Origin of the sequence: Streptomyces griseoaurantiacus (genome assembly GCF_036189845.1) — a bacterium.
GTDB lineage: Bacteria > Actinomycetota > Actinomycetes > Streptomycetales > Streptomycetaceae > Streptomyces > Streptomyces griseoaurantiacus.
Genome location: NZ_CP108326.1, coordinates 2,898,631 through 2,919,803 on the forward strand (window position 1 = coordinate 2,898,631; position 21,173 = coordinate 2,919,803).

The 21,173-nt window shown below is 73.4% G+C and carries 20 protein-coding genes; 8 read left to right on the forward strand and 12 right to left on the reverse strand.

The window, feature by feature from the left end; genetic code table 11:
* Window positions 1-4: 4 nt before the first annotated feature.
* The gene (gene purE, locus OHB09_RS12800; RefSeq protein WP_006143729.1) at window positions 5-553 is read right to left on the reverse strand and encodes a 5-(carboxyamino)imidazole ribonucleotide mutase; all 549 of its coding nucleotides are present in this window, start codon (window positions 551-553) and stop codon (window positions 5-7) included.
* Entirely contained in the window at window positions 550-1,710 is a 1,161-nt protein-coding gene (locus tag OHB09_RS12805; protein WP_040896971.1) for a 5-(carboxyamino)imidazole ribonucleotide synthase, read from the reverse strand. The genes purE and OHB09_RS12805 overlap by 4 nt, the downstream gene beginning before the upstream one ends.
* Before the next feature lie 182 nt (window positions 1,711-1,892).
* Here OHB09_RS12805 and OHB09_RS12810 point away from each other — a divergent pair, with 182 nt between their 5' ends.
* Complete coding sequence (locus OHB09_RS12810) at window positions 1,893-2,423, forward strand: GtrA family protein (RefSeq protein WP_040897087.1); 531 nt, start codon at window positions 1,893-1,895, stop codon at window positions 2,421-2,423.
* 15 nt (window positions 2,424-2,438) lie between these two features.
* Here the strand turns inward: OHB09_RS12810 and OHB09_RS12815 are convergent, their stop codons facing one another.
* Window positions 2,439-3,728 carry an ATP-binding protein gene (locus OHB09_RS12815; protein ID WP_006143733.1) on the reverse strand — a complete coding sequence of 430 codons (1,290 nt, stop codon included), beginning with the start codon at window positions 3,726-3,728 and terminating at the stop codon, window positions 2,439-2,441.
* Window positions 3,729-3,743: 15 nt separating this feature from the next.
* Window positions 3,744-4,421, reverse strand: coding sequence for a response regulator transcription factor (locus tag OHB09_RS12820; RefSeq protein WP_006143734.1), 678 nt, complete (start codon window positions 4,419-4,421; stop codon window positions 3,744-3,746).
* 608 nt (window positions 4,422-5,029) lie between these two features.
* On the opposite strand from OHB09_RS12820, the gene OHB09_RS12825 reads away from it, so the two are divergent.
* Window positions 5,030-6,526 carry an oligopeptide:H+ symporter gene (locus tag OHB09_RS12825; protein ID WP_006143736.1) on the forward strand — a complete coding sequence of 499 codons (1,497 nt, stop codon included), beginning with the start codon at window positions 5,030-5,032 and terminating at the stop codon, window positions 6,524-6,526.
* A gap of 224 nt (window positions 6,527-6,750) precedes the next feature.
* On the opposite strand, the gene OHB09_RS12830 is transcribed toward OHB09_RS12825, so the two are convergent.
* On the reverse strand, window positions 6,751-7,359 hold the full coding sequence (locus OHB09_RS12830; RefSeq protein WP_191890624.1) for an ATP-binding protein: 609 nt from the start codon (window positions 7,357-7,359) through the stop codon (window positions 6,751-6,753).
* Between the two features lie 390 nt (window positions 7,360-7,749).
* Entirely contained in the window at window positions 7,750-8,121 is a 372-nt protein-coding gene (locus OHB09_RS12835; RefSeq protein ID WP_040896974.1) for an STAS domain-containing protein, read from the reverse strand.
* Between the two features lie 238 nt (window positions 8,122-8,359).
* Here OHB09_RS12835 and OHB09_RS12840 point away from each other — a divergent pair, with 238 nt between their 5' ends.
* Window positions 8,360-9,319 (forward strand): RNA polymerase sigma factor SigF, encoded by a 960-nt coding sequence (locus tag OHB09_RS12840; protein ID WP_006143739.1) that lies wholly within the window; start codon window positions 8,360-8,362, stop codon window positions 9,317-9,319.
* A gap of 109 nt (window positions 9,320-9,428) precedes the next feature.
* Here the strand turns inward: OHB09_RS12840 and hutI are convergent, their stop codons facing one another.
* The 4 genes from hutI to hutU form a co-directional block, all read right to left on the reverse strand.
* Complete coding sequence (gene hutI, locus OHB09_RS12845; RefSeq protein ID WP_328922001.1) at window positions 9,429-10,604, reverse strand: imidazolonepropionase; 1,176 nt, start codon at window positions 10,602-10,604, stop codon at window positions 9,429-9,431.
* A 98-nt stretch (window positions 10,605-10,702) separates the two neighbouring features.
* Window positions 10,703-12,070: a formimidoylglutamate deiminase gene (locus tag OHB09_RS12850; RefSeq protein ID WP_167794115.1), complete on the reverse strand. Its 1,368-nt coding sequence runs from the start codon at window positions 12,068-12,070 to the stop codon at window positions 10,703-10,705.
* Window positions 12,067-13,284: an allantoate amidohydrolase gene (locus tag OHB09_RS12855; RefSeq protein ID WP_006143742.1), complete on the reverse strand. Its 1,218-nt coding sequence runs from the start codon at window positions 13,282-13,284 to the stop codon at window positions 12,067-12,069. The genes OHB09_RS12850 and OHB09_RS12855 overlap by 4 nt, the downstream gene beginning before the upstream one ends.
* Window positions 13,281-15,017, reverse strand: coding sequence for a urocanate hydratase (gene hutU / locus OHB09_RS12860; protein ID WP_319351042.1), 1,737 nt, complete (start codon window positions 15,015-15,017; stop codon window positions 13,281-13,283). The genes OHB09_RS12855 and hutU overlap by 4 nt, the downstream gene beginning before the upstream one ends.
* Window positions 15,018-15,191: 174 nt before the next feature.
* Here hutU and OHB09_RS12865 point away from each other — a divergent pair, with 174 nt between their 5' ends.
* The 5 genes from OHB09_RS12865 (at window position 15,192) to OHB09_RS12885 (ending at window position 19,493) form a co-directional block, all read left to right on the forward strand.
* Window positions 15,192-16,739: a type III PLP-dependent enzyme domain-containing protein gene (locus OHB09_RS12865; protein WP_407077325.1), complete on the forward strand. Its 1,548-nt coding sequence runs from the start codon at window positions 15,192-15,194 to the stop codon at window positions 16,737-16,739.
* Window positions 16,740-16,896: 157 nt separating this feature from the next.
* Entirely contained in the window at window positions 16,897-17,295 is a 399-nt protein-coding gene (locus tag OHB09_RS12870) for a hypothetical protein (protein WP_006143746.1), read from the forward strand.
* On the forward strand, window positions 17,292-18,353 hold the full coding sequence (locus OHB09_RS12875; protein ID WP_328922002.1) for a hypothetical protein: 1,062 nt from the start codon (window positions 17,292-17,294) through the stop codon (window positions 18,351-18,353). Before OHB09_RS12870 ends, OHB09_RS12875 begins: the two co-directional genes overlap by 4 nt.
* 38 nt (window positions 18,354-18,391) lie before the next feature.
* Window positions 18,392-18,931: a roadblock/LC7 domain-containing protein gene (locus tag OHB09_RS12880; RefSeq protein WP_006143748.1), complete on the forward strand. Its 540-nt coding sequence runs from the start codon at window positions 18,392-18,394 to the stop codon at window positions 18,929-18,931.
* A gap of 187 nt (window positions 18,932-19,118) precedes the next feature.
* Window positions 19,119-19,493, forward strand: a complete 375-nt coding sequence (locus tag OHB09_RS12885) for a roadblock/LC7 domain-containing protein (RefSeq protein WP_006143749.1) — start codon at window positions 19,119-19,121, stop codon at window positions 19,491-19,493.
* Window positions 19,494-19,539: 46 nt separating this feature from the next.
* On the opposite strand, the gene OHB09_RS12890 is transcribed toward OHB09_RS12885, so the two are convergent.
* A complete protein-coding gene (locus OHB09_RS12890) occupies window positions 19,540-20,061 on the reverse strand; it encodes a hypothetical protein (protein ID WP_234525695.1) in 522 nt (173 codons plus the stop codon).
* 262 nt (window positions 20,062-20,323) lie between these two features.
* Window positions 20,324-21,166, reverse strand: coding sequence for a MurR/RpiR family transcriptional regulator (locus OHB09_RS12895; protein WP_319118681.1), 843 nt, complete (start codon window positions 21,164-21,166; stop codon window positions 20,324-20,326).
* Window positions 21,167-21,173 lie beyond the last annotated feature (7 nt).

Sequence of the window (21,173 nt, forward strand, 5' to 3'; positions counted from 1 at the left end):
GCCGTCACTTCCCCGCGCCCGGGCCGAAGCCGAAGCCGGCGCCCGCGCCCTGGACCTTGGCGCGCAGCCGCTTGCCCTTCTCGGTGGCCTGGTCGTTCAGCTCCTGCTGGAACTCCCGCATGCGGGTGCGCAGGTCCTCGTCGTGGGTGGCGAGGATGCGGGCCGCGAGCAGCCCGGCGTTGCGCGCCCCGGCGACGGAGACGGTGGCGACGGGCACCCCGGCCGGCATCTGCACGATGGACAGCAGGCTGTCCATGCCGTCCAGGTACTTCAGCGGCACGGGCACGCCGATGACGGGCAGCGGGGTGACGGAGGCGAGCATGCCGGGCAGGTGGGCGGCACCGCCCGCGCCCGCGATGATCACCTTCAGTCCGCGCTCGGCGGCCTGCTCGCCGTAGGTGATCATCTCGCGCGGCATCCGGTGCGCGGAGACGACGTCGACCTCGTGGGCGATCTCGAACTCGTCGAGGGCCTGGGCGGCGGCCTCCATGACGGGCCAGTCGGAGTCCGACCCCATGACGATGCCGACGGCGGGGTGTGCGGCGGGGCTCATTCGGTGATCGTCCCTCTCAGGTAGCCGGCTGCGTGACGGGCGCGCTCCAGCACGTCGTCGAGGTCGTCGCCGTAGGTGTTGACGTGCCCCACCTTGCGGCCGGGCTTCACGTCCTTGCCGTACATGTGGATCTTGAGCTGGGGGTCGCGGGCCATGCAGTGCAGGTACGCGGAGTACATGTCCGGGTAGTCGCCGCCGAGGACGTTGACCATGACGGTCCACTTCGCGCGCGGGCGCGGGTCGCCGAGCGGGAGGTCCAGGACGGCGCGGACGTGGTTGGCGAACTGGCTGGTGATCGCGCCGTCCATCGACCAGTGGCCGGAGTTGTGCGGACGCATGGCCAGCTCGTTGACCAGGACGCGTCCGTCGCGGGTCTGGAACAGCTCGACGGCGAGGTGGCCTACGACGCCGAGTTCCTTGGCGATGTTCAGCGCCATCTCCTCGGCGCGCAGGGCCAGTGCCTCGTCCAGGTCGGGGGCCGGGGCGATCACCGTGTCGCAGACGCCGCCCACCTGGCGGGACTCGACGACGGGGTAGGCCACCGCCTGGCCGTGCGGGGAGCGCACCACGTTGGCGGCCAGCTCCCGCACGAAGTCGACCTTCTCCTCGGCGAGGACGGGGACCCCGGCGCGGAAGGGCTCGGCGGCCTCGGCGGCGGAGTGCACGACCCACACGCCCTTGCCGTCGTAGCCGCCGCGGACGGTCTTGAGGACGACGGGGAAGCCGTCGCCCTCGCCGCCCTCGGGGACGCCCTCCGCCGCGAAGGCGGCCACGTCCTCGGGACCGGAGACGATGCGGTGCCGGGGGCAGGGCACGCCGAGCGCGTCGAGCTTCTCGCGCATCACCCCCTTGTCCTGGGCGTGCACGAGCGCGTCGGGGCCGGGGCGGACGGGGATGCCGTCGGCCTCCAGGGCCCGCAGGTGCTCGGTGGGCACGTGCTCGTGGTCGAAGGTGATCACGTCGCAGCCGCGCGCGAAGGCGCGCAGCGTGTCCAGGTCGCGGTAGTCGCCGAGGACCACCTCGTTCACGACCTGCGCCGCGGAATCCTGGGGAGTGTCACTGAGGAGCTTGAACCTGATGCCCAACGGGATGCCCGCCTCGTGTGTCATACGAGCGAGCTGGCCTCCGCCGACCATGCCGACTACCGGAAACGTCACGTCCCCCAGGTTAAGCGGCGCGCGGCGCCCGCCGTGCCCCGGGTGCGGCGGGATCCGGTGAGGGCGCGGCGCGGGCGGCCGTCGCTCGCGCCCTCGCGGGGGCGTGCTGGTTAGCATGGGGGAAGCGCGGTCGCTCTCCGGTGGCGGCCGTCGGACGCGACCCGACGGGGGCTGGCGACACGATGGGCAATGGTTCCACGGGGGTGCGGAGCACCTCTCGCAGTGCCCTGCGCCGGCGGCTTCAGCACCTCGGCCGCGAGGTCGCGAAGTTCGGCGCCGTCGGCGGGGCCGGCCTCCTCGTCAACCTGCTCGTCTTCAACCTCGTGCGGCACACCACCGATCTGCAGGTGGTGCGCGCCAGTGTCATCGCCACGATCGTCGCGATCGCGTTCAACTACGTGGGCTTCCGCTACTTCGCCTACCGGGACCGCGACAAGAGCGGCCGCACCAAGGAACTGAGCCTGTTCCTGCTCTTCAGCGCGGCCGGCCTGGTGATCGAGAACGGCGTGCTGTACGTGGCCACGTACGGCTTCGGCTGGGACAGTTCGCTGCAGAGCAACATCTTCAAGTTCCTCGGCATCGGCATCGCGACGCTGTTCCGCTTCTGGTCGTACCGCACCTGGGTGTTCCGCGCGCTGCCCGCAAAGGAGGCGGTGGCGAGCGCGGAATCGTTCCTGGAGGAGACCACACCGCCCGGGCGCCTGCGCCGCTGACCCGCCGGAGACGGCTCAGCGCACCGTCGGCCCCGAGTCCCCGCCCGCCGGGGTCTTCCGCAGCGGCGTCCGCGACAGGAACAGTCCGAAGACCGGCGGCTTCGCCTGGAGCATCTCCAGCCGGCCGCCGTCCGCCTCGGCCAGGTCCCGGGCGACGGCGAGGCCGATGCCCGTGGAGTTCCGGCCGCTGATCGTGCGCTCGAAGATGCGGGCGCCGAGGTCGGAGGGGACGCCGGGGCCCTCGTCGGTGACCTCGATGACCGCCTGGTTGCCGGTGACGCGGGTGCGCAGCGCGACCGTGCCGCCGCCGTGCATCAGCGAGTTCTCGATCAGCGCGGCCAGCACCTGCGCCACCGCCCCCGGGGTGCCGACGGCCTGCAGATGCCGCTTGCCGGAGCTGACGATGGCGCGGCCCTCGCTGCGGTAGGCGGGGCGCCACTCGGCGACCTGCTGCTGGATGACCTCGTCGAGGTCGAAGGAGACGGCGGAGCCGGTGCGCGGGTCCCGGGCGTTGGTGAGCAGCCGCTCCACGACGTCCGTGAGCCGCTCGACCTGGGTCAGCGCGATGGTCGCCTCCTCCTTCACCGTGTCGGGGTCGTCGGTGAGGGTGATCTCCTCCAGCCTCATCGACAGCGCGGTGAGCGGGGTGCGGAGCTGGTGGGAGGCGTCGGCGGCCAGCCGCCGCTCGGCGGTCAGCATCCGGGCGATGCGTTCGGCGGAGGAGTCGAGGACGTCGGCGACCCGGTCCAGCTCGGGCACCCCGTAACGCTTGTGCCGTGGGCGCGGGTCCCCCGAGCCGAGCCGCTCGGCGGTGGAGGCGAGGTCGGTGAGCGGGGAGGCGAGCCGGCTGGCCTGGCGCACGGCGAGCAGGACGGCGGCGACGATCGCGAGGAGCGCGACCAGGCCGATGATCAGCAGCGTGCGGCCGACCTCACGGGTCACCGCGGACCGGGGCTCCTCGACGCGGACCGTCTCGCCCTCCTCGCCCCTGGTGGTGGCGTGGATGACGTCGCCGGTGGGCCGGGAGCCGACCTCGACGGGGTCCTTGCCCGGCATGCTCACGAGGGCGTACCTGTCCTCGGTGACCTGGCCCTTGAGCTGCTCCTTCAGCACCTCGGCGGTGACCTTCTCGTCGTCCATGAGACGGCCGTCGACGATGCTGGCCAGACGCAGTGCCTCGGAGTCGACGCGCTCCTGGGCGCTGTTGCTGATGGTGCGGGTCTCGACGATGACGAGGGAGACGCCGAAGACGGCGATCACCACGAGGACGACGGCGAGGGTGGACTGGATGAGACGGCGGCGCACGTCGGAAGGGCCTCGTCAGCTCTTCTCGAAGCGGAAGCCGACGCCGCGGACCGTCGCGATGTAACGGGGGTTCGCCGCGTCGTCGCCCAGCTTCTTGCGCAGCCAGGAGATGTGCATGTCCAGCGTCTTGGTGGACGACCACCAGGTGGTGTCCCAGACCTCGCGCATGAGCTGGTCGCGGGTGACGACCCGGCCCGCGTCCCGCACCAGCACCCGCAGCAGGTCGAACTCCTTCGCCGTGAGCTGCAGCTCCTCCTCGCCCATCCACGCCCGGTGCGATTCGACGTCGATGCGCACACCGTGCGTGGCGGGCGGCTGCTGCGGCTCGGTGGCCCCGCGGCGCAGCAGGGCACGGACGCGGGCGAGCAGTTCGGCGAGGCGGAACGGCTTGGTGACGTAGTCGTCGGCGCCCGCGTCGAGTCCGACGACGGTGTCCACCTCGTCGGCGCGCGCGGTCAGGATGAGGATCGGGACGGTGTGCCCCTCGGAGCGCAGCCGCCGGGCCACTTCGAGGCCGTCCATACCGGGCAGCCCGAGGTCGAGTACCACCAGGTCGACGCCGCCCTGCATCCCCGCGTCGAGCGCGGTCGGTCCGTCCTCGCGCACCTCGACCTCGTAGCCCTCCCGGCGCAGGGCGCGGGCCAGCGGCTCCGAGATGGACGCGTCGTCCTCTGCGAGCAGTACACGGGTCATGGACTGATGGTAGTCCGCGCAGTGCAAGAGACGAGGGGGTGATCGGCATGGACGGCCTCTTACCTTGACCTGGGAGGGTGGCCGGTCGGCTCTCCCGGGTGTCCGCTCCGCGGCGCCGCCTGCGACCTCGGGGTGGGAGCCGGGGCAGAGCTTCGAAACAGATGTTCGGTTCCGTTCGTACCTGTGATTCGCGTCTCAAGTCCTTCCATATGGGGTGGGACCGTGCCGTATCGTGAGCTTGAACGCCTGTAGTGACAACCCGGACAGCCGGGAGCGGGGCGGCGGCGGGCCCACCCGCCGGGGCCCCTTTTGCGTGCGGGCGACGGACCGGACACCGACCGGTCCGGACGGACCGGTTCCCCGCCGACCGTCTCTCGGCCGGTTCCCCGCCGGCCGGCAGTGACATGACCTGTGGCCGGGCCCCCGAGCCGGTGCGCGAGGACGCGCACGGGACGCGAGGGGCGTGGATCCCGGTGGTCGCCGTCCCCGTTCCGTGATCCGGAGCGGATACCCCGTGAGCGTGGGGTGAACGGCGTCAACCGCCGGTGCCGGCCTCCCCCCACCGGGCGCAACGCTACGCACTGCGTCCCGACCAGCAAGGAACGACCATGGCGTCCAGCCTGACGAAGGACTCGGTCCAGCCGGGCATCCCCGGCTCCGAGAAGTCCTTCTTCGGCCACCCCCGCGGACTGGCCACTCTCTTCATGACCGAGATGTGGGAACGATTCTCCTACTACGGCATGAGGGCTCTGCTCCCGCTGTACCTGGTGGCCCCGGGCGGCCTGCACATGAACGCCACCACGGCCACCGCGATCTACTCGGTCTACCTCTCGCTCGTCTACCTGCTCGCCATGCCGGGCGGCTGGGTCGCCGACCGGATCCTCGGCCCCCGCAAGACCGTCGCCGTCGCCGGCGCGGTCATCATGCTGGGCCACCTGACGCTGGCGCTCCCCTCGGCCGGCACCTTCTTCGCCGGCCTCGGACTGGTCGCGATCGGCTCGGGCCTGCTGAAGGCCAACATCTCGACGATGGTCGGCCACCTGTACAACGGCCCGGACGACCCGCGCCGGGACGGCGGCTTCACCCTCTTCTACGTGGGCATCAACGTGGGCGCCTTCGCCGCGCCGCTCGCCATCGGCACCGTCGGCGAGAACGTCAACTGGCACCTCGGCTTCGCGCTCGCGGCGGTCGGCATGGGCCTGGGCCTCGCCCAGTTCCTGCTCGGCACCCGCCACCTGAGCCCGCGCTCCGACGTCGTCCCCATGCCGCTGTCGGCCCCCGAGAAGTCCTCCACGCTGCGCAAGACCGGCGCCTGGGCGGCCGCGGCCGTGATCTTCTACGCGATCATCGGTCTGACCGGTGTCTACACGCTGAACTGGTTGATGGTGCCGATCACCGTGGCCGGCCTGGTCATTCCGGTCTTCGTGATCGCGCGCATCAAGCGGGACCGCTCCCTGAACCGCGCCGAGCAGTCCCGGATGACCGCGTACATCTGGTTCTTCGTGGCCGCGGCCGTGTTCTGGATGATCTACGACCAGGGCGGCTCGACGCTGTCGCTGTTCGCGGACAGCTCGGCGAAGAACACCGTGGGCGGCTGGGGCTTCCCGGTCTCCTGGTACCAGTCGGTCAACCCCGTGCTGATCATGGCGTTCGCCCCGGTGTTCGCCGCGATCTGGCTGGCGCTGAACCGGCGCGGCAAGGAGCCGAGCACGGTCGTGAAGTTCGCCTCCGGCCTGATGCTGGTCGGCGTCTCCTTCTTCGTCTTCCTGGCGCCGCTGGGGATCGCCGACGGCGGGCACAAGGCGGCCGCGCTGTGGCTGGTGGCGATCTACTTCGTCCAGACGATGGGCGAGCTGCTGCTCTCGCCGGTGGGCCTGTCGGTGACGACGAAGATGGCTCCGGCGAAGTACGCCTCGCAGCTCATGGGTGTCTGGTTCCTGGCGGTCACCGCGGGCGACGCGACCACGGGCCTGCTCTCCATCGCGGGCGTCGACCTCAACACGACGGGCATCGTCGCCCTGGAGGCCACGCTGGCCGTCGTCGCGGGCGCGGCGGTCTGGCTCTACCGCGGCAAGGTCAAGCAGTTGATGGGCGACGTGCGCTGACGCACGGCGACTGACCCGCCCAGGGGCGGCGGCATCCGGCGGACGGATGCCGCCGCCCTTCGCGTGCCCGCCTCGCGGGGGGGGGCTGTGGCAGGAGCGGCCCGGACGGCACGGAGACGCACGAACGCCCGGGGCGCGAGGCTCCGGGCGTGAGAGTGCGGGGCGGGAAGGCGCGGCCGCCCGAGGCGACCGAAGGGAAGGCGGGTGAGGGGTGGAGCCCGGCGCTAGGGTGCGCCCAGCTCCGCCCAGACCGTCTTGCCCGCGGGACCGCCGGCGTCCTTGGACCGTACGACTCCCCAGTCCAGGCACAGCCGCTCGACGATGAACATGCCGTGGCCGCCCGGACGTCCCGCCCGGTGCGGAGTGCGCGGCGCCGGCTGGCCCTCGCCCCGGTCCGAGACCTCGATCCGCAGCACCTTGTTGTCGCAGGTGATCCACAGTTCCTCGGGGCCCTCGGCGTGCAGGCACGCGTTGGTGACGAGTTCCGAGACGACCAGCAGCACGTCCTCCGCCGCCGCCCGCTGGTCCGCGGAATCGGCCGGCAGCCACCCCCAGGCGTAGAGCGCCTGCCGGGTGAAGTCGCGGGCGAGCGGCACGACACCGCTCGCTCCGTCGAAGTTCAGCCGCCGCACCTGCCGCCCGCCGGACGGCGGGGAGCCCGAGGGGGCCGCGGCGGGTGACGCACCGCCCCCTGGTGGATCGGCGGACGCGGAAGACGCAGACGGCACGGACGACGGACCCTCCGAGGAGGCCGTCGCGTCCGCGGCCGCCCCGGAAGCGCCGCTGGGCTCGGGGCCGCGGTCGCCCGGCGAATAAGGCCGGGTGGTGCTCATCAGCGCTTCACCTCACCGATTCACCAGTTCACGATTCATTCACGATGGAAGACTCTGTACCCGTACGAAAGGGTGTACCCGCCACCGTTCCGGACGATGTGCGGGTCCCCGTTCCGGGCGGCGAGCAGGTCACCGTCCCGTACGGGAAGGACGCGGCTCGCACCGTCGGGGATGCCGGCCCTTCCGTGCCACCGGCACGTTCAGCATGTCTCCTGCCCGGGCCGACCGGCGGAACACCCACGGATTCGGACGGAACCCGTGACGATCGCGACGCGCTCGTCACATACGTCATGGAAGACACCGGACAGGCACCCGCCCGCCCCGCGGACCGCGTGTGCGGTCCGCGCGTGTGTGCCCCCCTCGTCCGCGCGCGCTCCACTCCGCTCCCGCCTACTCGGAGGCGAGAGCCTGGTCGAGCGTGTCGTGGAGGACGAACACCGAATCGGCGCCGGTGATCTCGAAGACCCGGGCCACCACCGGCTGCATCCCCACGAGATGCACGCCGCCGCCCGCGGCCTCGGCCTTCAGCCGGGCACCGAGCAGCACGTTCAGCCCGGTGGAGTCGCAGAACTCCAACCGGGAGCAGTCCACCACCAGGCGCGAGAAACCCTTCTCGAGGCAATCCTCGAGCGGCTCGCGCAACAGATCGGCGGTGTGGTGATCCAGCTCACCCGCCGGTGTCACGACAGCGCTCGTACCTTCTTCGCGCACCTCGACCAGAAGCCGGCCCGACTGTGCGCTGCCGACCGTCCCGCGGTCCATGCCGTCCCTCTCCCGACCGTCGTGGCTCTTGCTTGATGTCCTCGAACACTACGCCCTCCCCACTGCCCCCGACACCCGAACAAACACACAAACCCGGACAAGCCGCAGGTAAGCGCACTTGCAACCGGCTTGTGGAACCGGGTAGGGCTAGTAGGGACACCCGATCGACCACGGCCGGCTTTGGAGGCGCCGCACACCGCAGTGCACGTATGGCTTCGGCTGCCACATGCCGAGAACGATGGAGGACATCATGTCACCCCGGCTCGACGAATCGCATACCCAGAGGGCGACGTCGACACGCTCCCCGGAACGACCCGAGTTCGAACCCGCTGTCGAGTCCCTCGAAGGACTCGAGGCGCTGGAGGACTTCGAGAGCCTCACCGAGCCCGACGGACTGGTCGGACTCCCCGAGATCCCCCCGTACGCCGAGGTGGGACCGGTGGACGCGCGGGCGCTGTCCAAGACCCTGTTCCAGCGCCTGGAGTCCCTCGAAGAGGGCACCTACGAGCACGCCTACGTGCGCCACACGCTCGTCGAGCTGAACCTCGCCCTGGTGAAGTTCGCCGCCGCCCGGTTCCGCACCCGCAGCGAACCGATGGAGGACATCATCCAGGTCGGCACGATCGGCCTGATCAAGGCGATCGACCGCTTCGAGCTGAGCCGCGGTGTGGAGTTCCCCACGTTCGCGATGCCGACCATCATCGGCGAGATCAAGCGCTTCTTCCGCGACACCTCGTGGTCCGTGCGCGTACCGCGCCGGCTGCAGGAACTCCGCCTGGACCTGGCCAAGGCCGGCGACGAACTGGCCCAGCAGCTCGACCGGGCGCCCACCGTGACCGAACTGGCGGACCGCCTCGGGCTGTCCAACGAAGAGGTCGTCGAGGGCATGGTCGCCTCCAACGCGTACACCGCGTCCTCGCTGGACGCGCAGCCGGAGGAGGACGACTCCGAGGGCGCGCTCGCGGACCGCATCGGTTACGAGGACCACGAGCTCGAGGGCGTCGAGTACGTCGAGTCCCTGAAGCCGCTGATCGCCGGTCTGCCGCAGCGCGACCGGAAGATCCTCTCCCTGCGGTTCGTGGCCAACATGACCCAGTCCGAGATCGGCGAGGAGCTCGGCATTTCCCAGATGCACGTCTCCCGGCTGCTGTCCCGCACGCTGGTCCGGCTGCGCAAGGGCCTGACGCTCGAGGAGTAGCGGCCCACCGCTGCCTGTCCTCGCCCTTCCTCTTCTTCTCCTTCTCCTTCTCTCTTCTGTTGTCCGCCCTGTCGTCCCGTCTCCCCCTGTCCTGTCTCCCCCGTTCCGGTCAGTTCACGCGTACGCCGCGGTGCCAGACCTCGGTGACCAGGGGGACGCCGGGGCGGTAGGCCAGGTGGACATGGCTGGGCGCGTCCAGGACGGCGAGGTCGGCGTACGCCCCCGGGGCGAGCCGGCCGACGTCGTCCCGGCGCAGGGCGCGGGCGCCTCCGGCGGTGGCCGACCAGAGCGCCTCGCCGGGGGTCATGCCCATGTCCCGTACGGCGAGGGCCAGGCAGAACGGCATGGAGCTGGTGAAGGAGGAGCCGGGGTTGCAGTCCGTGGACAGCGCGACCGTGGCACCGGCGTCCAGCAGCCTGCGGGCGTCGGGCCACCGGGCGCGGGTGGAGAACTCGGCGCCGGGCAGCAGGGTGGCGACGGTGCCGCCCTGGGCGAGGGCGTCGACGTCCGCGTCCGTGAGGTGGGTGCAGTGGTCGGCGCTGGCCGCGTCCAGCTCCACCGCGAGCTGCACGCCGGGACCGTACGTGAGCTGGTTGGCGTGCACGCGCGGACGCAGCCCCCTGGCCCGTCCCGCGGTGAGGATCGCGCGGGCCTGGTCGCCGTCGAAGGCCCCCTTCTCGCAGAACACGTCGATCCAGCGGGCGTGCGGGGCGCAGGCGTCGAGCATCTCGCCGGTGACCAGGGCGACGTAGGCGGCGGGGTCCTCGGCGAACTCCGGCGGCACGACGTGCGCGCCGAGGAACGTGACCTCGTCGGTGTGCGCGGCGGCGATCCGCAGGGCGCGGGCCTCGTCCTCGACGGTCAGTCCGTAGCCCGACTTGGTCTCGAACGTCGTCGTGCCCTGGCGCAGCGCCTCGCGCAGATAACGGGTGAGGTTCGCCTCCAGTTCCGCGTCGGTGGCGGCGCGGGTGGCCGCGACGGTGGTGCGGATGCCGCCCGCGCCGTAGGGGCGGCCGGACATGCGGGCGTGGAACTCCTCGGTGCGGTCGCCCGCGAAGACCAGGTGGGAATGGGAGTCCACGAAGCCGGGGATCACCGCCCGGCCGCCGGCGTCGACCCGATTGTCAGTGGCGGGTGCTTTGCTTGCCTCACCCGTCCACGCGACGCGGTCGCCCTCGAGGACGACGGCCGCGTTCCGGACGGTGCCGAGGGGGTCCGTGTCGCTGAGGGAGGGGTCGTTGGTGATCAGCGTGGCGATGTTCGTGATGACCGTGCTGCTGCTCATGGTGTCCTCGGTCGGGGCGATGGCGTGGCTCGTGACGGGGGCACGGGCGGGGCGGGTGCCGGTGTCGCCGCCGGTGGCGGGGCGGGCGGCGGGTGGTCTCAGTCGCGCAGGGCGGCGAGGGCGGCCGACAGCGCCGCGGGCACGTCGGGGACCAGGGCGTGGGCCCCGTCCCGTACGACGTGCCGACCGCCGACGACGGTGTGACGGACGTCCGCTGCCGTCGCGGCGAATACCGCGGTCTCCGCGCCCAGCCGGGGCAGTGCTCCCGCCGTTCTGACGGAGTCGAGGGCGAGGGTCGTGAGGTCGGCGAGCGCGCCGGGCTCGATGCGGCCGGCCTCGTCCCAGCCGAGGGCGGCGTGGCCGTCGGCGGAGGCGGCGCGCAGCAGGGCGGCCGCCGTCCAGTGACCGCGGGTGCGGGTGCGCAGGCGCTCGTCGAGCTCCATCGCGCGGGCCTCCTCCAGCAGGTCGATGACGGCGTGGCTGTCGGAGCCGAGGCTGAGCGGGGAGCCGGCCCGCTGGAGGGCGGCGGCGGGCCCGATGCCGTCGGCGAGGTCCCGTTCCGTGGTCGGGCACATGCAGGTGCCGGTGCCCGAGCCGCCGAGGAGCGCGATGTCCTCCTGGGTGAGGTGGGTGTTGTGCACCCCGGTGGTGCGCGGGCCCAGCACGCCGTGGTCGGCGAGGAGCCGGGCGGGGGTGCGGCCGTGGGCCTGGCGGCAGTCCTCGTTCTCCGCGGTCTGCTCCGACAGGTGCACGTGCAGCGGGGCCCGCCGTTCCTCGGCCCAGCGGGCCACGGTGGCCAACTGCTCGGCGGGCACGGCCCGTACGGAGTGCACGGCGGCGCCGATCCGCGCGTGATCCCGTTCCTTGAGAAGTGAAGAGCGTGCGGCCCAGGCGTCCGCGGTGCCGTCGGAGAAGCGGAGCTGGTGGCTGGTGGGCGGCCGGCCGAAGCCGGCGGAGAGGTAGCAGGTGTCGAGGAGGGTGATGCGGATGCCGGCCTCGGCGGCCGCCGCGAGGAGCGCCTCCCCCATCGCGTTGGGCTCGGCGTAGGGGGTGCCGCCGGGGGCGTGGTGCAGATAGTGGAATTCGCCGACCGCCGTGATGCCGGCCAGTGCCATCTCGGCGTACACCGCGCGGGCGAGCGCGTGGTAGGTGTCCGGGGTGAGCCGGTCGGCGGTGGCGTACATGACCTCGCGCCAGGTCCAGAAGGTGCCGGAGCCGACCTGCACGGTGCCGCGCAGGGCGCGGTGGAAGGCGTGCGAGTGCGCGTTGGCCAGTCCCGGGACGGTGAGCCCGCGCAGCACCTCGGCGCCGGGCGGCGGGGCGGGGGTGTCCGTGCGGACGGCGGTGATCCGCCCGTCCGCGGTCTCGACGGCGACGCCCGGCTCGGTGCGGTCGCCGAGCCAGGCGTGCTCCAGCCAGTACGTCCGCCCGGCCGGGGCGGGCGGCGTGCGGTGCGGCTGCGTCACGTGCGGATCAGCCCTTCCAGTACGTCGGCGAGCGCGGTCACGCCGGCCGTGCAGTCGTCCTCGGTGGCGTACTCGGCCGGGGAGTGCGAGACACCGGTGGGATTGCGCACGAACAGCATGGCGGTCGGGACGGCGGCGGAGAGGATGCCGGCGTCGTGTCCCGCTCCGGTGCCGAGGACGGGCACGGTGAGGTCGGTCCCGCTGCCGAGGATGCGGGCGAGCGCGTCGCGCAGGCCGTGGTCGAACTCGACGACGGGGGTGAACGACTCGCGGACGACGTCCAGTTCGACGCCGTGGGCGTCGGCGTACTCCCGGGCGGCCTTCTCCAGGGCGCCGGTGACGGTGTCCAGGGTGGGCTGGTCGGCGGCGCGGGAGTCGAGCCAGCCGCGGACCAGGGAGGGGATGGCGTTGACCCCGTTGGGTTCGACGGCGACCTTCCCGAAGGTGGCGACGGCGCCGGCCCGCTGGGCCTCGCGGCGGGCGGCGAGGACTGTCTCGGCGTAGGCCGGCATGGGGTCGCGGCGGTCGGCGAGGCGGGTGGTGCCGGCGTGGTTGGCCTCGCCGCGGAAGTCGTAGCGCCAGCGGCCGTGCGGCCAGATGGCGCTCGCCACGCCGACGGCGTCCCCGGTGAGGTCGAGGGCGCGGCCCTGCTCCACGTGGAGTTCGACGAAGGCGCCGATGCGGCCGAGCCGTTCGGGGTCGGGGCCGAGGGCGTCCGGGTCGTGCCCGGCGGCCTCCATGGCCCGGGGCAGCGTGATGCCCTCGGCGTCGGTGAGGCGGTGGGCGGCCTCGACGGTGAGGGCGCCGGTCGCGAGCCGGGAGCCGACGCAGGCGAGACCGAAGCGGGCGCCCTCCTCGTCGCCGAAGTTGACGATGCCGAAGGGCCGGGTGAACGGCACCCCGCGGGACCGGAGTTCGTCGAGGGCTGCGAAGGCGGAGACGACGCCGAGGGGGCCGTCGAAGGCGCCGCCGTCGGGCACGGAGTCGAGGTGGGAGCCGGTGACGAGGGCGTTCCCGGCGGCGGGGTCGCCGAGCCAGGCCCACTGGTTGCCGTTGCGGTCGGTCTCGTGGGTGAGGCCGCGGGCGAGGGCCTGTGCGCGGAACCAGGCGCGGCAGTCGGTGTCGGCGGGGGTCCAGGCGTAGCGGCGGTAGCCGCCGGAGGCGGAGTCGCGGCCGAGGGGCAGCAACTCCGTCCACATGCTGTGGAAGCTCACGCGGCGCCACCCTCGCAGGCCCCGTCGCTCTCGGAGGCCACGTCGCCCTCGCCCGCCCCGGCGCCCCCGGGCGTCTCCTCGCCCTCGCGCATCGGGACCCGTACGCCCCGCTCCTCGGCGACGTCCTCGGCGATGTCGTATCCGGCGTCCACGTGCCGGATGACGCCCATGCCGGGGTCGTTGGTGAGGACGCGGCGGATCTTCTCGCCGGCCAGCGGGGTGCCGTCGGCGACGGTGACCTGCCCGGCGTGGATCGAGCGGCCCATGCCGACGCCGCCGCCGTGGTGGAGGGAGACCCAGGAGGCGCCGGAGGCCACGTTGACCATGGCGTTGAGCAGGGGCCAGTCGGCGATGGCGTCGGAGCCGTCGCGCATCGCCTCGGTCTCGCGGTAGGGGGAGGCGACGGAGCCGCAGTCGAGGTGGTCGCGGCCGATGACGACGGGGGCGCTCAGCTCGCCGCTCGCGACCATGTCGTTGAACCGCTCGCCCGCCTTGTCCCGCTCGCCGTAGCCGAGCCAGCAGATGCGGGCGGGCAGGCCCTGGAAGTGGACGCGCTCGCCGGCCATCTTGATCCAGCGGGCCAGCGACTCGTTCTCCGGGAAGAGGTCGAGGATCGCCCGGTCGGTCCTCGCGATGTCGGCGGGGTCGCCGGACAGGGCGGCCCAGCGGAAGGGGCCCTTGCCCTCGCAGAACAGGGGGCGGATGTAGGCGGGGACGAAACCGGGGAAGGCGAAGGCCCGCTCGTATCCGGCGAGTCGTGCCTCGCCGCGGATCGAGTTGCCGTAGTCGAAGACCTCGGCGCCGGCGTCCTGGAAGCCGACCATGGCCTCGACGTGCCGGGCCATGGACTCGCGGGCCCGGGTGGTGAAGCCGGCCGGGTCCTTGGCGGCGGCGTCCGCCATGTCCTCGAAGGCGATCCCGGTGGGCAGGTAGGCCAGCGGGTCGTGGGCGGAGGTCTGGTCGGTGACGATGTCGATGGGGGCGCCCATCGCGAGGAGCCGGGGGACGACCTCGGCGGCGTTGCCGAGGACGCCGATGGACAGCGGGCGGCGGGCGTCGCGGGCCTCGGTGGCCAGGCGGAGGGCGTGTTCGAGGCTGTCGGCGCGCACGTCGAGGTAGCGGTGCTCGATGCGGCGGTCGATGGCCCGCGGGTCGCAGTCGACGCAGAGCACGACGCCGTCGTTCATGGTCACGGCGAGCGGCTGGGCGCCGCCCATGCCGCCGAGCCCGGCGGTCAGCGTGATCGTCCCGGCGAGGGTGCCGCCGAAGCGCTTGGCGGCGACGGCCGCGAAGGTCTCGTAGGTGCCCTGGAGGATGCCCTGGGTGCCGATGTAGATCCAGGAGCCGGCGGTCATCTGCCCGTACATGGTCAGGCCGAGGGCCTCCAGGCGGCGGAACTCCTCCCAGTTGGCCCAGTCGCCGACGAGGTTGGAGTTGGCGAGGAGGACGCGCGGCGCCCACTCGTGGGTCTGCATGACGCCGACCGGGCGGCCCGACTGCACGAGCATCGTCTCGTCCTGCTTGAGGGTGCGCAGGGTGCGGACCATGGCGTCGAAGGAGCGCCAGTCGCGGGCCGCCTTGCCCGTGCCGCCGTAGACGACGAGCTTGTCGGGGTGCTCCGCCACCTCGGGGTCGAGGTTGTTCTGCAGCATCCGCAGGGCGGCCTCCTGCTGCCACCCGAGGGCACTCAACTCCGTGCCGCGCGGGGCTCGGACTGGACGGGGTCCTGACATGGGTGCCTCCCGGGCCTGGGGTGTGGCTGGGCCTGTGCTGCGGATATTCACATCGTTGCGTGCTGAATAGGGCTAGTCAATACGGTCTTCTCGCTCCGGTCCGCCCGGGACACGCCGGGCCTTCCGGGTACCCGGCCGGGAACCGGGCGGCGACACGGACGCGTGGCCGCCTGTATGGACGACACGGGTACGGACGACGACACAGGTGCGGACACGGCCAGAGGCGCAGACACGGAGGCAGCCACGGACACAGACGCAGGCACGGGCGCAGGAACAGACACGGGCACAGGCACAGGCACGGGTGTGCACACAGGAGCGGGCGTGGACCTCTCGGCGGTGGCGGGGGACGCGTGGGGCGCGGTGGCGGCCGGCCCCCTGGCCCCGGCCGACCGGGAGCGGGTGGCGCGGCGGGACCGGGCGGTGCGGGCCGCCGTCGCGCAGGGGCTGCTCGGGCCCGGCACGCCCGTGGCCGGACTGCTCGACGTGACCGGCATCCGAGACGCGGCGGCCGAGCTGCGGGCGGCGTTCGAGGCGGTCCTCCCGCCCGGCACTCCCGTGCTGCACGCCTTCGCGGTGAAGGCGAGCCCCCTGGTGCCGGTGGTACGGCTGCTGCGGGCGGCCGGGATCGGGGCGGAGGTGGCGAGTGCCGGCGAGCTGGCCCTGGCGCGCGCGGCCGGGGTGCCGCCGGAACGGACGGTGCTGGACTCGCCCGCGAAGACCCCGGCGGAGCTGCGCGAGGCGCTGGCGCTGGGCATCGCCGTCAACGCCGACAATCCACAGGAGCTGGCCAGGATCGACGCGCTGGTCCGCTCCGCGCCCACCCGCTCCCCTCTCGGCGTCCGGGTCAATCCGCAGGTCGGGGGCGGTTCCATCGGTGCGCTGTCGACCGCGACCACGACCTCGAAGTTCGGGGTGGCGCTGCGGGACGCGGGGGCACGGGAGTGGCTGCTGCGCGCGTACGCCGAGCGGCCGTGGCTGACCCGGCTGCACGCGCACGTGGGTTCGCAGGGCATCCCGCCGGCGCTGATGGTGCGGGGCCTGGGCGAGGTGTACGCGCTGGCCGAGGAGATCAACCGGAGGGCGGGCCGGCGGCAGGTCGACACGCTCGACATCGGCGGCGGACTGCCGGTCGACTTCGGCTCGGACGCGTCGGCGCCGACGTACGCGCGGTACGCCCGGCTGCTCGCCGAGGCCGTGCCGGGGCTGATGGACGGGCGGTACGGGCTGGTCACCGAGTTCGGGCGCTCGCTGCTGGCCAAGCACGGGACGCTGGTGGCACGCGTGGAGTACACCAAGGCGGCGGGCGGCCGCGCGGTGGCGGTCACCCACGCGGGTGTGCAGGTCGCGACCCGGACGGTGTACGCGCCGCACGCCTGGCCGCTGCGGATCGCGGCGTACGACGCCGAAGGGCGCCCGAAGGAGGGTCCGCCGGTGGTGCAGGACGTGGCGGGACCGGCCTGCTTCGCGGGCGACCTGCTGGCCGAGGGGCGGCCGCTGCCGGAGCTGGCGCCGGGTGACGTGGTGGCGGCGCCGGACACCGGCGCGTACTCCTTCGCCCACCACTACGCCTACAACTCGCTGCCCAGGGTGGGGGTGTACGGGTATGTCGCCGAGGACGGGGCGGACGGGGTGCGGTTCGCGACGGTCCGGGAGCCGCAGACGGTCCGGGAGATCGTCGCGGAGTCGGGCGGCGCCCACGCCTCGGCGCTGACGCACCTGTAGCTCCCGGCCAGCCCCGGCCACTCCGGGTGCACAGCCGACCCACCTTAGTCACCGCCGCGCATGTTCCACCGGAAAATGCCGGAACACTCACCCCTCGCGCACACGTTGCGTAGCGTCCACGTCACTCATCCGAACCCGAGGCGGGAGGGGAGCCAGGGTGCCCGGAATCGACGAGTGCCTGCTGGAAGCCATGCGGCTGCCCGGCGCGAGAGGTGCCGCGGTGGTCGACTGGACCAGCGGTCTGACATTGGGTGTCGTCGGGGAATCCCCCGGCGGCGACCCCGAGACGACCGCCGCGGAGGCCGCCGAACTCGCCCGGCTCGCCGCCGAGCACCGCTGCTTCGCCCCGGAGGACGGCTCCGACTGGTCGGGCCCCGACATTCCCGTCGAGGACCTGATCCTGAGCAACAGCGACAGCTACCACCTGCTGCGCTTCGTCCCGACGACCTTCGACAGCAGCGTCTTCCTGCATCTGTGGCTGTCCCGCGCCGAGGGCAACCTCGCGCTGGCACGAATTCGCCTCGGTGAGATGGCGGGCCGGCTGGTGCTGGGATGACGATGGTCACCACTCCGCCGACGGCGCCGACACCCCCGCCGCCCGCCCTGCCGGTGCGGGACCGCACCCGCATACCCGCCGGCGCCCTCTCCCCGATGCTGGTCCGGCTCGCCGCCGAGCGGGCCACGGGCGTACTCATCCGGGAGCGCGGCGCGCTCTATCTGGCCGACGGCCAGGTGGTGCACGCCGAGAGCCCCGACACCCCCGGCCTCGACCTCCTGCTCGGCGCGCACGGCGTGCTCGACGCGGAGGGCTGGCACGAGGCGTTCGCCCAGGCCGGGGAGCGCGGACGGGTGGGCCGGTACCTGGTGGACCGGGGACGGCTGACCACGGGCGCGCTGGAACTGTGCCACCTCGGGGCGCTGTACGACGCCGCGTACTTCGTCCTCGAACCGAGCAGCGCCCCGGCCCGCTTCCGCTACGGGGCCGCGCACTGGCTCGGCCCCGTGCACCCGGTGTCCGTGGCGGCCGTGGAGCGCGAGACGCTGCGCCGCCGGGCGCTGCTGCACCGCATCTGGCCCGACCCGGCGGCGGACGAGGCCCCGCTGGCACGGACCTCGCGGCCGGCCGGCCCCTCGGTCCCGCCCCGGCAGGCCGCGGTGCTGCACCTGGTCGACGGCCGGCGCACGGCCTCGGACATCTCCCGCGCGCTGGGCAGGCCCGCCTTCCACACCCTGGTCGACGTGCACCGGCTGGCCGCCGCCGGCCTGCTCACCCCGGACGTCCCACCGCCGCCGGTCCTGCCGCCGGCTCACCCCGCGCCACCCTCGCTCCCCGAGCACCCCGGCGGCCTCGGCGACCCCGATCACCCCGGCGGCCTCGGTGCCCCCGGCGGCCTCGGTGGCCCAGGTGGGCTGGGTGGTCCGGGCGGACCCGGTGACCCCGGTGACCCCGGCGGCACCGTCCCCGCCGCCCCCGACGCCCCTCCCGCCCCGCCCCCTTCCGCTCCCCGCGAGTGGTCCCCGGCGCATGCCGGGGAGCCGCCGCGGGATCCGGCCGAGGCCGACCCGCACATCACCCTGCTGCGCCGGCTGCGCGCCGCCCTGGAGGCACTGTGATCCGCGCGCTCCGCCAGCGTGCCGAGAGGAGACTGCTCATGGCCGCCGAGGCCGAGGTCCTCGACGAACTGCGCCGCTTGAGGGCCCGCGTGCCCCAGGTGACCGGCGCGCTCGCGGCGAGCGTCGACGGGCTGGTGCTCGCCCACGACACCCCGGGCGTCGAACCCGAGGGGGTGGCCGCGCTGACGGCGGCCTCGCTCGGCGTCGCCGTGCGCATGACGGACGCCACCGCGCAGGGCGACTTCCGCGAGCTGCTGGTGCGCGGGGTGTACGGCTACGTCGCCACCTACGCGGCGGGGCGCTCCGCCGTGGTGACGCTGCTCGCCCAGGACCGGGTCAACGTCGGCCGGCTGCACCTGGAGGGCCGTAGGGCGAGTACCCGCATCGGCGAGCTGGTCGACGCCGCCGCGGTCCGCGCCGAGACGGTGCCGCCGCCCCCGGCCGAGCCGCCGGAAGCCCTTCCCGCCAAGCCCCCCGTCCGGACCCCCGGCAAGTCCACCGCCGCCCGCGCCCGCACGCCCCGCACCCCGGCGGACGCGCCACGCCCCGCGGCGAACGCGCGCACCACGGAGAACTGACCCGAGACCCGGACACCACCTCCGCCCGGGCCGCCCGGACCACCCGACCACTCGCATCACACAAGTCACCCAAAACCACACGAGCCACCCGACACCACAAGCGTCCCGACACCACCACCGACTCGACACCACACAAGCCACTCGCATCACACGCAACGACACCATCACCGAAAGGGAACACCCCGTCATGGCGAACACCGAAACCGCGCTGAAGGAAATCCTGGCCTCGATCGAGGGCTCCACCGGGGCGGCACTCGTCGACTACACCAGCGGCATGGCTCTCGGCACGATCGGCGGCAGCAAGTCCTTCGACCTCACCGTGGCCGCCGCCGGCAACACCGACGTCGTGCGGGCCAAGCTGCGCACCATGGAGCACCTCGGCCTCAAGGGCGAGATCGAGGACATCCTGATCACCCTGTCCGACCAGTACCACCTGATCCGGCTGATGAGCGGGCGCGGGGGCAACGGGCTCTTCCTCTACCTGGTCCTCGACTCCAAGCGCTCCAACCTGGCGATGGCCCGGCACCAGCTCAAGCGGATCGAGGAGACCCTGGAGGTCTGAGCCGCCACCGGGCGCCCCGGCCCCCCGGGGCGCCCGGCGCACTGCGTCAGACCAGCGCGGCGGTGCGGCGGCGCGCCCCGCCGGGGGCGGCGTCGCCCGCCGCGATCCCGGTGCGGCGGTAGCCCTTGACGGTCCGTCCGGCCGGTGCGCCCGCGCCCCGCCCGAGCCAGTCGACGCGCACCCACAGCAGCCCCTCGCCCTCGCGTTCCAGACGGCCGAGCCAGGCCGCCCTCAGCCGCAGCCCGGTACCGAGTCCGGCGAGCAGCATGCCGCCGGCGGCGGGCACGGCGAAGGACGCGCCGAGCGCGAGGAGGAAGCCGAGCAGCAGCCACCAGCGGTGCCCGCGACGCCAGTTGCGCACGGTGACCGCACGGTCCTGGAGCACGTCGTACTTGCCGGCCCGGGCGGCGGCGCCGGCCAGGGAGCGGTACCGCTTGCGGCCGCGCACGGCGACCGCGGCGAGGCTCAGGAGATACAGCGCGGCCCCGGCCAGTACGCCGATCCGGCGCCCGGTCAGTCCCGGCACGAGCACGCCGATGCCGGCCGCGCACACCCCGAGCCACCACATCGGCGCGGCTCCGGCCCGCACGAGGACGGCCACCCGGGCCAGCCCGTGCCCTCCGCGCCCGCTTCGGTTCTCCCGGCCCGCGTCGCCCTCCCGGACCTTCCTGCCGTCCCGGTTCTCCCGTCGTGTCCGCCCTGCGCGCGCCACTGTGTCCTCCCGTCCCGTCTGCGAACCGTCCACGAACCCTCCCGCGACGCGGGGAATCGTCGGCCTCGCAGAGTAGTGCGGCAACGTGAGAACGATCTGAAAATGCCGCGCCGCCGCGCTACTCGACGAACAGACCCCGCCGGGCGGCCCGTACGTCGAACTCCTCCAGGCGTGCCTGGGCCTCCGGCAGCCCGTCGCACATCGCCTCCAGCAGCACCCGGCCGAGCAGCATCGGCGCGCACGCCGTGTCGAAGGCGAGCCCGGTGCCGACGGCGGCGGGCAGCAGCAGGTCGGACACCTTGGCGACGGGCGCGAACGCGGAGTCGGCGACGGTGACGACGGCCAGCCCCGCCTCCTTGGCGTACCTGAGGGTGTCCACGACCTCGCGCGGATGCCGGGGCAGCGCGAAGCAGAGCAGGGTGGTGGCGCCGGCGCGCACGGCGGCGTCGACACGGTCCTGGACCATCGTGCCGCCCTCGTCGAGCAGCCGTACGTCCGGATGGACCTTGGCGGCGAAGTAGGCGAAGCCGTACGCCTGCGCCGCCGCCGCGCGCAGTCCGAGCACCGGCAGCGGCCGGCTCGCGGCGAGCAGCCGGCCCGCCTCGCGCACCGGCGCGGGATCGGCGAGGACCTCGGCGAGGTGGCGCAGGTTCTCGATCTCGGCCTCGACGGCCTGCTGGTACTCGTTGTACGGGGCGGTCCCCGCGGGCGCCTCGGCCGGGGCGACCTCGCGCAGGTGGCGGCGGAGCGCCGGGTAGCCGTCGAAGCCGAGGGCGACGGCGAAGCGGGTGACGGAGGGCTGGCTGACCCCGGCCAGCTCGGCCAGTTCGACGCTGGACAGGAAGGGCACGTCGGCGGCGCGGCGGACCATGCTGTGGGCGATGCGCCGCTGGGTCGGCGTCAGCCGGTGCCCTTCGAAGAGCGTCTGCAGCCGCGCGGCGGGGCTGTCGGTCGCGCTCATGCCGTGG

Excerpts from the sequence above, each read along its gene's own strand:
- hutI (WP_328922001.1), bottom strand. The coding sequence starts at position 10,604 with ATGAGCAGCAGCACGGTCATCACGAACATCGCCACGCTGATCACCAAC.
- OHB09_RS12810 (WP_040897087.1), top strand. The coding sequence starts at position 1,893 with ATGGGCAATGGTTCCACGGGGGTGCGGAGCACCTCTCGCAGTGCCCTG.
- OHB09_RS12840 (WP_006143739.1), top strand. The coding sequence starts at position 8,360 with ATGGAGGACATCATGTCACCCCGGCTCGACGAATCGCATACCCAGAGG.
- OHB09_RS12820 (WP_006143734.1), bottom strand. The coding sequence starts at position 4,421 with ATGACCCGTGTACTGCTCGCAGAGGACGACGCGTCCATCTCGGAGCCG.
- OHB09_RS12830 (WP_191890624.1), bottom strand. The coding sequence starts at position 7,359 with ATGAGCACCACCCGGCCTTATTCGCCGGGCGACCGCGGCCCCGAGCCC.
- OHB09_RS12865 (WP_407077325.1), top strand. The coding sequence starts at position 15,192 with ATGGACGACACGGGTACGGACGACGACACAGGTGCGGACACGGCCAGA.
- purE (WP_006143729.1), bottom strand. The coding sequence starts at position 553 with ATGAGCCCCGCCGCACACCCCGCCGTCGGCATCGTCATGGGGTCGGAC.
- OHB09_RS12825 (WP_006143736.1), top strand. The coding sequence starts at position 5,030 with ATGGCGTCCAGCCTGACGAAGGACTCGGTCCAGCCGGGCATCCCCGGC.
- OHB09_RS12875 (WP_328922002.1), top strand. The coding sequence starts at position 17,292 with ATGACGATGGTCACCACTCCGCCGACGGCGCCGACACCCCCGCCGCCC.
- OHB09_RS12835 (WP_040896974.1), bottom strand. The coding sequence starts at position 8,121 with ATGGACCGCGGGACGGTCGGCAGCGCACAGTCGGGCCGGCTTCTGGTC.
- OHB09_RS12895 (WP_319118681.1), bottom strand. The coding sequence starts at position 21,166 with ATGAGCGCGACCGACAGCCCCGCCGCGCGGCTGCAGACGCTCTTCGAA.
- hutU (WP_319351042.1), bottom strand. The coding sequence starts at position 15,017 with ATGTCAGGACCCCGTCCAGTCCGAGCCCCGCGCGGCACGGAGTTGAGT.
- OHB09_RS12880 (WP_006143748.1), top strand. The coding sequence starts at position 18,392 with ATGGCCGCCGAGGCCGAGGTCCTCGACGAACTGCGCCGCTTGAGGGCC.
- OHB09_RS12890 (WP_234525695.1), bottom strand. The coding sequence starts at position 20,061 with ATGTGGTGGCTCGGGGTGTGCGCGGCCGGCATCGGCGTGCTCGTGCCG.
- OHB09_RS12885 (WP_006143749.1), top strand. The coding sequence starts at position 19,119 with ATGGCGAACACCGAAACCGCGCTGAAGGAAATCCTGGCCTCGATCGAG.